Annotated in this window: 10 protein-coding genes; 4 read left to right on the top strand and 6 right to left on the bottom strand. The window is 74.3% G+C overall.

What is annotated here, in order from left to right; all coding sequences use genetic code 11:
• Nucleotides 1-109: 109 nt before the first annotated feature.
• Both I6A81_RS35790 and I6A81_RS35785 read left to right on the top strand, forming a co-directional pair.
• Nucleotides 110-1,435, top strand: a complete 1,326-nt coding sequence (locus I6A81_RS35790) for a TrkH family potassium uptake protein (protein ID WP_407661434.1) — start codon at nt 110-112, stop codon at nt 1,433-1,435.
• Nucleotides 1,436-1,524: 89 nt separating this feature from the next.
• Nucleotides 1,525-2,202: a potassium channel family protein gene (locus tag I6A81_RS35785; protein ID WP_203006961.1), complete on the top strand. Its 678-nt coding sequence runs from the start codon at nt 1,525-1,527 to the stop codon at nt 2,200-2,202.
• Between the two features lie 78 nt (nt 2,203-2,280).
• On the opposite strand, the gene I6A81_RS35780 is transcribed toward I6A81_RS35785, so the two are convergent.
• Complete coding sequence (locus tag I6A81_RS35780; RefSeq protein WP_203006960.1) at nt 2,281-2,598, bottom strand: dsRBD fold-containing protein; 318 nt, start codon at nt 2,596-2,598, stop codon at nt 2,281-2,283.
• 219 nt (nt 2,599-2,817) lie between these two features.
• On the opposite strand from I6A81_RS35780, the gene I6A81_RS35775 reads away from it, so the two are divergent.
• Nucleotides 2,818-3,351: an STAS domain-containing protein gene (locus tag I6A81_RS35775; RefSeq protein WP_203006959.1), complete on the top strand. Its 534-nt coding sequence runs from the start codon at nt 2,818-2,820 to the stop codon at nt 3,349-3,351.
• On the opposite strand, the gene I6A81_RS35770 is transcribed toward I6A81_RS35775, so the two are convergent.
• The 5 genes from I6A81_RS35770 to I6A81_RS35750 all read right to left on the bottom strand — a co-directional run bounded on the left by I6A81_RS35770 (nt 3,262) and on the right by I6A81_RS35750 (nt 9,924).
• Complete coding sequence (locus I6A81_RS35770) at nt 3,262-4,338, bottom strand: sigma-70 family RNA polymerase sigma factor (RefSeq protein WP_203006958.1); 1,077 nt, start codon at nt 4,336-4,338, stop codon at nt 3,262-3,264. The genes I6A81_RS35775 and I6A81_RS35770 overlap by 90 nt on opposite strands.
• A 130-nt stretch (nt 4,339-4,468) precedes the next feature.
• A complete protein-coding gene (locus I6A81_RS35765) occupies nt 4,469-5,641 on the bottom strand; it encodes an MGH1-like glycoside hydrolase domain-containing protein (RefSeq protein ID WP_307875143.1) in 1,173 nt (390 codons plus the stop codon).
• Between the two features lie 126 nt (nt 5,642-5,767).
• A complete protein-coding gene (locus tag I6A81_RS35760; RefSeq protein WP_203006957.1) occupies nt 5,768-6,286 on the bottom strand; it encodes a carboxymuconolactone decarboxylase family protein in 519 nt (172 codons plus the stop codon).
• Nucleotides 6,287-6,345: 59 nt separating this feature from the next.
• A complete protein-coding gene (locus I6A81_RS35755; protein WP_203006956.1) occupies nt 6,346-6,804 on the bottom strand; it encodes a carboxymuconolactone decarboxylase family protein in 459 nt (152 codons plus the stop codon).
• A 234-nt stretch (nt 6,805-7,038) separates the two neighbouring features.
• On the bottom strand, nt 7,039-9,924 hold the full coding sequence (locus I6A81_RS35750) for an ATP-binding protein (RefSeq protein ID WP_203010435.1): 2,886 nt from the start codon (nt 9,922-9,924) through the stop codon (nt 7,039-7,041).
• Nucleotides 9,925-10,373: 449 nt separating this feature from the next.
• Between I6A81_RS35750 and I6A81_RS35745 the strand changes: the two genes are divergently transcribed.
• Nucleotides 10,374-10,667 (top strand): DUF1540 domain-containing protein, encoded by a 294-nt coding sequence (locus I6A81_RS35745; RefSeq protein ID WP_203008371.1) that lies wholly within the window; start codon nt 10,374-10,376, stop codon nt 10,665-10,667.
• Nucleotides 10,668-10,800: the final 133 nt, after the last annotated feature.

The following is a 10,800-nucleotide window of genomic DNA, read 5'->3' as shown; positions in this document are numbered from 1 at the left end:
CCGCGGCTCGGGCGGTGAACCCGCCGAGGCCGATGAGGACGAGACGTCGTCGCTGCTGGGGGACGACGAGCAGCGACGGCGGCGGGCGCGTGGTCTTGCCCGCGCGGTTCTGGCCCGGCTCAGCCATCCGGTGCAGTTGACCGCGCTGGCCTCGGTGGCCACCGTCACCGCCGTGGCCGGGCTGCTGCTCCTGCCGGCCGCCACCGCGCCGGGGCTGCGCACCACCTTCCGCGAGGCGCTGTTCACCGCGACCGGCGCCGCCACCGGCGGGCTGCTCCTCGTCGACATGGAGACCCACTGGACGACGTTCGGCGAGGTCGTCGTCATGACCACCGCCCAGCTCGGCGGGCTCGGTTTCATGACGTCGGCGTCGCTGCTCGGGATGATGATGTCGCGCCGTCTCGGTCTGCGGCTGCGGCTGCTGGCCGCCAACGAGACCGCCTCGGTCGGCCTCGGCGACGCCAAGCGGGTGGTGCTGCGGGTCGCCGCGGTGACCTTCACCATCGAGGCCATCGTGGCGGTGGTGCTGTTCGGAGCGCTGTGGCTCGACTATGAGATGTCACCCGGCCGGGCCGCCTACTACGGGGTGTTCCACTCGATCACCGCGTTCAACAACGCCGGGTTCGCGCTCTACAGCGACAACCTGATGTCGTTCGACCACGACCCGCTGGTCATCCTGCCGATCGCGGCCGCGAGCATCCTCGGCGGCATCGGGTTCCCGGTGCTGTTCGAGCTGCGCCGCGAGCTGCGCAGCCCCGCGCTCTGGTCGATGCACACCAAGGTGACGCTGCTCGGCTACGCGATCCTGCTGGTCGGCGGGGCGGCCGCGGTCACCGCGTTCGAGTGGCGCAACCCGGCGACACTCGGCCCGCTGTCCGCGGCCGACAAGCTGCTCGGTGGCTTCTTCGGCGGCGTCACCGCCCGCACCGCGGGCTTCAACACGTTCGACTACGGCCTGGCCGACCCGGCGACCCGGCTCGTCACCAACGTGCTGATGTTCGTCGGCGGCGGCAGCGCGAGCACCACCGGTGGAATCAAGGTCACCACTTTCATGGTGCTGTTCTTCGCGATCCTGGCGGAGGCCCGGGGCGACGACACCGTCGACGCGTTCGGCCGGCAGGTCTCCCCCGCCGCGCTGCGTCAGGCGCTGGCGGTCGCGCTGCTCGGCGTCGCGATCGTCGTGGCCGGCACCCTGTGCCTCCTGGCCACCACCGAGTTCACCCTCGACCAGGTGCTCTTCGAGGTGACGTCGGCGTTCGGCACCGTCGGGCTGACCACCGGGATCACCGCCCAGCTGCCGGCCTTCGCCCAGTACGTACTGATCGTGCTGATGCTCGTCGGCCGGATAGGTCCCATTACGCTGGCGTCGGCCCTCGCGCTGCGGGAACGGCGCCGGCTGTACCGGCTGCCCGAGGAACGCCCGATCGTCGGCTGACGCACGAGCGAACCGCGCCGGCAGACCAGCCAGGCGGCCGGCCCCGACGCGGGGCTCGAGCCGCGAGACAACCAGGAAGGCGGGCGGCGGTGGGCAGGGACAGACACCCCAACGCGGTGCTGCTCATCGGGCTGGGCCGCTTCGGCGGCACGCTCGCCGAGACGCTGCAGCGGATGGGCCACGACGTCGTCGCCGTCGACGCGAACCGCGTCATCGTCCAGGAGTGGTCGGGAACGCTGACGCACGTGGTCGAGGCGGACGCGACCAGCGAGGCGGCGCTGCGCCAGCTCGGCGCCGAGGGCTTCGACCGGGCGGTCGTCGCGATCGGCACCGGCATCGAGGCGAGCCTGCTCGCCGCCGGCACGCTGCTCGACCTCGGGGTGCCGGAGGTCTGGGCGAAGGCGATCACTCGCCAGCACGGGCGGATCCTGGAGCGCCTGGGCGTGTCGCACGTCGTCTACCCCGAGCGCGACGCCGGGGAGCGGGTCGCGCACCTGCTGTCCGGCCGGCTCCTCGACTTCATCGAGTTCGACAAGGGGTTCGCGATCGCCAAGCTGCGAGCCCCGCGGTCGGTCTGCGGCCAGACGATGGCCGAGGCGCTGCCGCGCCGCCGGTTCGGCGTCACCGTCGTCGGGGTGAAGCGCCCGGACGGCGAGTTCGGCGCCGTCGGGTCCGACACCGTGGTCAACCAGGACGACCTGATCATCGTCACCGGCCCGACCCCGGAGGTCGAACGCTTCGCCGCCGCCACCGCCCGCCCCGCCTGACGCCCCATCCGGCGACGTTTCCGGAGTTTCCGGACAGGCCACAGGGTTCCTGGACGGGTTACGGAGTTCCGGAAGGGGCTACCCGCGGACGCGGGCCTTCTCGCCGGTCTGGGACTCGATGTTGCGGGCCGCGATGTCCAGCAGCTGGTGGGCCAGGGCGGACAGGGCTCGGGAGGCCGCCACCTCGTCGCCGATCGCCGGAATGTCGGTGTCGTCCGGGTGGCACCTGGCGTGCCCGACCGCCCGCGGCCGCTCGCTGGTCCCGCCGCGAGGGCCGCCGTCCGCGCCGGTACCCAGGCGGCCGGTCCCGCCGCCGCGCAGCAGCGCCTCGGCCCGGGTCCTGCCCTCGTGCTCGGTCAGCAGCACGTCCACGGTCCACGTCCTGGTCGTGGTCATCTCACCACCGCCTCGTCGCTTCGTCGCCTCTCACCGAAGCGTTCCCCGTCCGCGGCCCGCCGACCAGCCCAATCCGCCCGTCCGCCGGACGCGGATCCGGCGCCGGCCCGCGCGCGACCCGGAGCGTTCAGGCCGGCCCGATGAGTCATGGCGGGTCGAGGGGTCTGTATCCCCGGGGACGCGGCAGGCGCGGCTCTCGTGATCCCGGAGGCCGAACGCGTGGGTGATGGCGAGGAACAGGTGAGCGGCAGGCCGCCGGCGGCCAGCTCGCCGGCGGCTAGGTCACCGGCGGGGACGCCGCCGGCCGAAGGCCGGGCGCGCGCCGGATCGGGCGCGCGGGCGGACGACGCCCGGCCGGGCGGCCCGGCCGAGCTCAGGTGGAGGCTGGACGCGACGGTGGACCGGGCCGCGATCCCGGCGCTGTGCGCCCGGCTGGGCGGCGCGCTCGCGACCGCGCCGGACGCGACGACGGTGGTCTGCGACGTCAGCGCGGTCGAGGAGCCCACCCTGGTCACGGTGGAGGCGCTCGCCCGGCTGCTGCTGACCGCCCGCCGGCTCGGCCATGGGTTCCGGCTGGCCGGCGCCCGGCCCAACCTTCTGGTCATCTTCCAGCTGGCCGGCCTGACCGAGATCCTTCCCGGCCGGCCGGCCGGCGCCCTGGCGTCAGGCCTCGAGGAAGGGCGGGAGGCCGAACAGCGGGAACAGGCGGTCGGTGTCCAGGAAGTGGTTGACCCCGGTGATCTTCCCGTCTGAGGTCTCCAGGACGATCAGCGACCACGGGACATAGCCGCCCTCGGCCACCTCCTCGGGCAGCGGGTGCACCTCGCCGCCCGTGACGGCCGCGTGCAGCTCGGCCTCGCCTGGCTGGACGACGTGGTAATGGCCGAAGGCCGGCCCGCCGTTCGCGATGGTCGGGACCAGCTTCGAGTTCCGGCAGACGCCGCCGGTGCCGAGCATGAAGGCGACGATGTCCTCCGGGCCGCGCAGCCAGAGGTCCAGCGGCGGCATGGTCATCGTCGCGTCCTCGTGCAGCAGCGCCGTGAGCGCGGTCATGTCGTAGCTCTCGAACGCGGCGACATACCGGGCGAGGAGCTCCCGCTGCTCGTCGTCGCCGGGCCGCACCGGATCGGTCTCCGCGACCTGGGCGGCGGCGAGGGTGGCCCGGGCGCGTTGCAGGGCGCTGTTGACCGAGGCGACGGTCGTGTCGAGCAGTTCCGCGGTCTCCGCCGCCGACCAGCCCAGCACCTCGCGCAGGATCAGCACGGCGCGCTGGCGGGGCGCGAGCCGCTGCAGCGCGACGATCAGTGCCAGGCGCACCGAGTCGCGGGCGGCCACCACGTCCGCCGGGTCCGCCGCCCCACCACCGCCCACCGCGCCACCCGGCGGCGCGGACCCGTCCGGCGACGGGACGACCCAGGTCGCCTCCGGGAGCGGCGGGCGCAGCGTCTCCGCCGGCTCGGACGGACCGGTGAGGTCGATCGGCCGAGCCCGCCGCGCCCGGCCGGCGGCCAGGTCGGAGCAGACGTTGGTCGCGATCCGGTACAGCCAGGTACGCAACGAGGCGCGGCCCTCGAACTTCTCGAGGTTGCGCCAGGCGCGGATCATCGTCTCCTGCACGGCGTCCTCCGCCTCGAACGGAGAGCCGAGCATGCGATAACAGTAACCGGTCAGCTCCGACCGGTAGCCGGCCAGCTGATCCTCGAGATCGGCCCGAGTTACGACCGACGTGCCCTGCGTCATAGCCCGATGATGCAACACGGGTCCGACAGAAAACCCACGCCCGCCCAGACCCGCCGAACACCCCGCCATGACTCTGCGTCCTGCGAACGGGCCGCCGGCGACCCGGATCCGACAATCCTTCGTCGACCACTCAACTGGCCACCGCCGGCTCCGTCACGGCCGGGTCGTAGGGGTAGGCGGCGGCGAGGGCGGCCCAGCCCTGCGGGCTGGCGCCGAGACCCGCGCCGGTCTCCGGGTTCCAGTACTCGGCGAAGCCGGAGACCAGGGCGGCGCGGCGGCCGGCGGCCGCGAGCGCGTCGGCGAGCGCGGTCGCGTCCCAGCGCAGCGCGGCCTGGTACAGCATGTAGTTGAGCTGCGGCCAGGCCGGCCCGCGCCAGTACTGCTCCGGCTGATAGCGGGGATGCCCCGCGGGCACGAACCGCGGGCCGTACGCGGCCGCGTAGCCGGCGGGGTCCTCCGCCTGGGCCAACGCGAGCCGGGCCCGCTCCGGGTCGGGGGTGACGAGCGCGGGCATCAGCCCGTCGAGCGTCGGCAGGGCCGAGCTGGGGCCGCCGCCGATGATCGGCAGGTCCACCCAGTGGTTCTGCTCCGGATCCCACAGGACGTCGTCGATGGCGGCGGCGAGGTCGTCGGCGCGGCGCCGCCAGCGCAGCGTGCCGGTGAGCGCGGCGAGCTCCGCCGCCGCGTGCGCGGCGAACGCGTTGATCGCGGCAGGGGCGACGACGAACTCCCGTGACCAGATGGCCGCGCCCTCGGCGTCGAACTCTGTCTCGTCGACCAACTGGTGGTCGAAGATCGTGAACGCGAGCCGCGACCAGTTGGACCGGCCGATCCAGTCGTCGAACCGCGGCGAGTCGTCCGAACCCGACTCCCACGGGTGGACGATGAACAGCAGACCCTCGGCCGTCATCCGGTGGGTCCACAGGTAGTCGAGGCCGCGTTCGATCCGCTCGAGGGTCTCGGGGGCGACCGGCAGCCCGCGCTCGGCCAGCGCCCGCGCGGCGTGGGCGTAGATCGGCGGCTGGGTGAACGACGACCGGTCGGTCAGCGGGCCCCGGCCCTCCGACGGCGCGGCGTAGCGCATGTGCGGGACGAAGCCGTGCGGCAGCTGGGCGTCCAGGCAGGAGGCCAGCTCGACCGGTGCCCGCGGGTCACCGAGCGCCGCCCACGAGATCGCGTGGAAGCAGGAGTCCCACAGCCACAGGTGCGGGTACACGGTCGGGTTCGGCACGCAGTAGCCGTCCCGCCAGCATTCCGCCAGTACCTCTGCCGCCCCGTCACGCGCCGCGTCACCGAACACCACGGGGCCACGCTAACCGCTCCCACCGGCCTGGCCGGATAGTTACCCATAATTCCGGCGACCGTCATCCTGGGCTCTTGCTCCCGTCCATCGCCCTCAGCCCGCCCAGCCGGTCCGCCCGCCCGGTTCTCAACGGCGAGCGGCGACCTCGGTGACCGCGCCGTCGGGCGCGGGGGTCGGGATCGCGAGGACGGGGATCTCCGGGGGCGGCCCCCACGCGACGGCGACCTTGGAGAACGCGGCGGCGAGGGTGACCGTGGCGGTGAGCTCGACGATCTCCGCCGGGGTGAAGGCCGCGGCCAGCTCCGCCTTGAGCTCGTCGGACAACGCCGCCGGATCGGTGATGAGGACGTCCGTGTAGCGGATCGCGAGCTTGTAGCGGTGGGGCAGGTCGCTGTCCTCGTAGCCATCCTCGATCAGCTCGATGAGGTCCTCGGTGAGGCCGGCCGCGGTCGCGCCTTCGAAGCGCAGGTTCCGGCAGATCTTGCAGTCGACGTACCGGGCGTTGCGTAGCCGACCGGCCTCCTTGACGCCCTGATCGAGCACGCCGTGGCTCCACAGCGTGCCGTACAGCTGGTTGAAGGACCGGAACAGCTCGGGCTGGTGGTCGAACAGCGTGGTCCCGCCCGCGGGCGGCGCGAGGCGCATGGCCGGCTCCTTGAAATCCTCTACGTCGACTGGGGCAGCTGGATTCAAACGAGGCGCGGTCAGACCTCGAGCGCGACCTGGAAACGGGCGATCGCGTCGAACACGGCGATCGCGAGGGTGAGCGCCGCCGCCCGCGGTGGCGTGAAGTACGCGGTGACGTCGGCCGCGAGCTCGTCGGTGACCGCGCCGGGATCGATGACGAACAGTTCGGCGTAGGCGAGCGCGGCCCGCTCGGCGGCGCTGTAGCCGGGCGCCGTCGGCCAGTCCGCGAGCCGACTGATCTTGCTTTCGGTCAGCCCCGCGGCCCGCGCCGCCGGTGTCCTGGCCGCGAGCTCCGGTTCACAGCGGAGCAGCCGCGCTATCCGCAGGCGGCACAGCTCGAGGACGACGGGATCGACCAGCCCTGGCCGCCAGAGTTGCTCGGCCAGTTCCCGGTGCCGCGCGTAGGCCTCGGGAAGCAGCCCGTAGACGGAGTCCAGTGGCGTCCGGCCGCGGGCCGTCCACGCCAGCCAGGTCATGCGGCCCTCGCGGCCGTCGAGCCCCCTGCCATCCCGCCCCTCCCGCCATCCGCCCCTAGAACCCGTTCTATGGATGCGGGCCCTGGAACGCAAGAGGTCCTTCCGCCCCGGAATCCGGGCACCACGGGACCTCGGGTGCCGCCCGGCCGGCTCGGAACAGGGCCAGGGGCGGCTCCGACGGCGGAAACGCGCGGTCCGGCGTCCGCACGGGCCCGCGAGGATCGCGCGAGGACGCTATTCGTGGGCGGCCGTCGGTTCCTCGAATTCCCGACGTTGGGCGAGGTGGACGCGGAGCTGGGCGCGGGTGGTCACCTGGAGCTTGGCGTAGACGTTGCGAAGATGGAACTCGACGGTCTTGACGCTGATGAACAGTTCCTTGGCGATGTCCCGGTTGGTCAGTTCGACGGCGCGCCGGGCGACCGCCATCTCCTGCGGGGTCAGCCGGGTCGCCGCCGGCGTCTCCCTGGCGCGCGGCGCCAGGCCGCAGGCGGCCAGCTCCCGGTCGCAGCGCTCGACGTAGGGCATGGCGCCGAGGCGGTCGAACACGCGGTGCGCCGCGCGCAGTTGCTCGGCTGCCGCGGTCCGCCGGCCGGCCCGGCGCAGGAACGCGCCAAGGCCGAGCCGGGTCAGCGCCTCGTCGAAGGGCAGGCCCAGGCCGTCCAGGTGGGTCAGCGACTCCCGGAACGCCGCCTCGGCGCCGGACCGGTCGTTGCCGGCGGCGGCCAGGGCCGCCCGGGCACGCATGGCGCCGGCGACCGCGGACCGCGGGCCGTGCCTGGCCGCGAGAGCCGCGAGCGGCTCGACGATCGCCGCCGCGCGGTCGAGGTCGTCGAGGCCGCCCAGGCCGTCGAGGGCCTGGTAGGCCCAGTAGAACGCGCCCGGGTCACCCAGGCGCTCGACCCACGCGGGAACCGGCGCGAGCGCGTCGGCGACCGCCGCGGGGTCGGCGCGCGCGTGCGCGAACCCGATGTTCGCCCACGCGCGGTGCACCACGACGGTGAGGGCCTCCCCCGCGGCGACGGCGCGCACGTGCCGCTCGGCGGCGTCCCAGTCGCCGCGCATGGCATACACCCGCGCCACGATCGCGTGCCCGTAGGCCGTCAGAACCGCGTGGTCGGCATCCACGGCCAACGCGATCCCGAGATCGCCGTGCACGATCGCCTCGTCCCAGCGGCCGGTCCTGAAGTCCACCAGGGCCCGCATCAGCGTCGTGTAGATCCGGAACTGCGCGGACCGGTCGGACGCGGCCGGGAGCAGGCCGACGAGGTCGGCGTGGACGCCGGCCAGGTCGTCGGTGCGCATTCGCCGTTCCGCGCGGGCGAGCAGCAGGTCCAGCTCCGCGATGGAGCCGCGCGCCGCGGCCGGCTCGTCAGGGCCGTCGCGCGTGCTTTCCTCGGTGCCCTTCGCGGTGGCGGGGAAGAAACGGAGCATGTCCTGGCCGGTCCAGCCCGGGGCGAGCCGCTGCGCGAGCCGCGCCCACCGCACGGACGGGACGGGGTCGAGCCGCGTCGAGTGGAGCATGGCGAACAGCGCCGCCACCCGGACGCCCAGGTTCGTCGCGCCGTCTCCCGTCGCGCCGTCTTCAGTGCCGTTGGCACCGGCCTCGGGCGGCGCCTGGCACCGTGCCCAGGCGTCCTCCAGCAGTTCCTCGGCCTCGGTGGGGCGGCCGGCGACGAGCGCCAGCCGGGCGAGCAGGTAGCTGCGCCAGCCGCTCGGGCCGAACGAGCTCAGCGTCGCGGCCAGCGCGCCCGGGTCGGGGCTGTCGCCCACCGTGTGCTGGCACTCGATGGCCTCCAGCGTCAGCCGCTCGCGCTCGGCGGCGCTCGCCGCGAGCCGCGCGGCGGCCGTCAGCTGGCCAGCGGCCGCCGTGTAGGCGCCGGCCGCGGCCGCCCGCCGGCCGGCGCTGGCCAACTCGGCGGCGAGCGCCGGGTCCGGCCCGCTCGCCGCCCGGGCCAGGTGCCGCAGCCGCCCGCTCGCGTCGTCGGCGAGCGCCGCGGCGCGGTGGTGCAGCGCGGCGCGGCGGGCCGCGCCAAGCTGCTGGTAGACGGCGGCGTGCGTCAGCGGGTGCGGGAAACCGATCGACCGGCCGCCCGGCAGCTCCATGAGCAGGCCGGCGTGGACGGCGGGTTCGAGCGCGGGCAGCGGGTTTTCGAGGCCGGCGAGCAGGCCCGCCTGGTACAGCGAGCAGTGCCCGCCCAGCACGGCCGCGGCGCTCGTCAGGTCGGCGGTCGGCGGTGGGCAGCCGGCCAGCCGGGCGGCGATCAGCGTCGCGTAGGTCCTGGGCGCGGGCAGCGGGGCGTCGAGGTCGTCGAGAGCCGCCGCGGGCACCTGGCCGAGCAGCGCGCGGACGTGCAGCGGGCTGCCCTCGGTGTGCGCCCGCAGCCGGTCCGCCGCCCGCCGGGAAAGGCGGCCCACGCCGAGGCGCGCGGCCAGCTCGCGCACCTCGTCGGTGCCGAGCCCGCCGAGTCGGAGCCGGACGGCGTCGTCCCCGGTCAGCAGCCGGCGCAGCCCGTCGGGCAGCTGGGCGCTCTCGGCGTCGCGGACCGTCACGACGGTGAGCACCCGGTCGTGGCGCAGGCGGCGCAGCGCGAAGGTCAGCGCGCGCAGCGACGGCCGGTCCGCCCAGTGCGCGTCCTCGACGACGAGGACCAGCAGGCCGGTGCCCCGGGGCCCAGCCCCGGCGGGAGGCCCGGCGCCGCGCCGCGCGCCGGCGTTCTGCGCCTCGCCCAGCAGGTCGACCAGCTCCGCCCCGGCCGCCAGCGGATCCGCCTCCCGGGCCTCACCGGCGTCGCCCGGCCGCGGGGCCGGCGGGTCCGTGTCCGTGGCCGGTCCCAGCTCACGCAGGGCGACGAGGATCTGGTCGAGCACTCCGAAGGCCAGCGAGGCCTCATCCGGGTCGCCGCTGGCCCGCACCACCGTCGGTGTTTCCCCGCCCGCCGCCGGATCGGCCGTGGCCTCGGCGAGGAACCGGGCGACGAGCGCCGTCTTGCCGATTCCCGCGGGGCCCTCGACCAGCGCCGGCACCGCGACGCCGGCCCGCGCGCTTCCCAGCGCGGCGCGCAGCGAGGCCAGCGGCTCCCCCCGGCCGACAAATGCGCCATACGGTCCGCCCGCGGCCATGTCACCACCAGCGCCCGTGGTCGCCGCCCGCCCGCGGCGGGCGGGCGCCGCCCCGCCAAGGCCGATCTGGTCCGCGTTCGTCGATGAATCTAGTGACCGTGGCGCTTCGCGCCGGCCGCTTCGTTGACGGCTTCACGACACCTCCGCCCCGGACGGCTTCACGACACCTCCGGGCCAGGCAGGCCCGTCCGGATCACCGTCCACCCGGCGAGGCGGTCGGGCCGGCGCGCCGGCCGGCCGCGCCTTGGCGGGCCGGGCACGGTAAAGGTAGCCTCACCTCATTGGCGATTGGCCGGCGGTGATACCCGGGAAATCCACCGCCATTTACGTCGACCCGCATTTTCCCGAATATTACGCGCTCGCCTTGACGCCGCCGTCGGCTACTTCTAGGAAGAGCTAGCGGAATGCCTCCGCGATGGTGAAGACATGCGGCGAAAACCGGAGGGAAAATGCAGCTCCCGCTCGTCACGAAGTGCGTTGTCGACGCGTGCGCCTACAACCGCGACAAGGCGTGCCACGCCCCGGCGATCACCGTCGGCGACACCGGCGCCATGGTGGCGCACTGTGACACCTTCCACGTCGCCCCGACGAAGGGCGGCGACCCGTCGGAAACGGGGCGAGTCGGCGCCTGTAAGGTTTCCGACTGTACGCACAACGAAAATCTGACCTGCCAGGCAAAGGGCATCACGGTCGGATTCCAGATGAACGGCGTCGACTGCCTCACCTACCAGTCCCGGCGTTAGCCCGCGGCCGGCGCCACCGGCGCCCGGTCACCGGGCACGCCGGTGGCGCCGTCAGGCCCGAGTTCGGTCATTTCGTTAGTGCCTTGCCTGTGAGGGCGTCGAGGAGGGCTCGGCGTTCGGGGTCGAGTTCGGG

The organism is Frankia nepalensis (assembly GCF_016786325.1).
GTDB lineage: Bacteria > Actinomycetota > Actinomycetes > Frankiales > Frankiaceae > Pseudofrankia > Pseudofrankia nepalensis.
This window is presented reverse-complemented; position numbering and strand designations above follow the sequence as displayed.

What these genes read in the sequence shown, in the direction of transcription:
- I6A81_RS35760 (WP_203006957.1), bottom strand. Translation starts at nt 6,286, where the DNA reads ATGCGCCTCGCGCCGCCCGCGGGCGGGACCACGCTGTTCGACCACCAG.
- I6A81_RS35750 (WP_203010435.1), bottom strand. Translation starts at nt 9,924, where the DNA reads ATGGCCGCGGGCGGACCGTATGGCGCATTTGTCGGCCGGGGGGAGCCG.
- I6A81_RS35745 (WP_203008371.1), top strand. Translation starts at nt 10,374, where the DNA reads ATGCAGCTCCCGCTCGTCACGAAGTGCGTTGTCGACGCGTGCGCCTAC.
- I6A81_RS35755 (WP_203006956.1), bottom strand. Translation starts at nt 6,804, where the DNA reads ATGACCTGGCTGGCGTGGACGGCCCGCGGCCGGACGCCACTGGACTCC.
- I6A81_RS35780 (WP_203006960.1), bottom strand. Translation starts at nt 2,598, where the DNA reads ATGACCACGACCAGGACGTGGACCGTGGACGTGCTGCTGACCGAGCAC.
- I6A81_RS35770 (WP_203006958.1), bottom strand. Translation starts at nt 4,338, where the DNA reads ATGACGCAGGGCACGTCGGTCGTAACTCGGGCCGATCTCGAGGATCAG.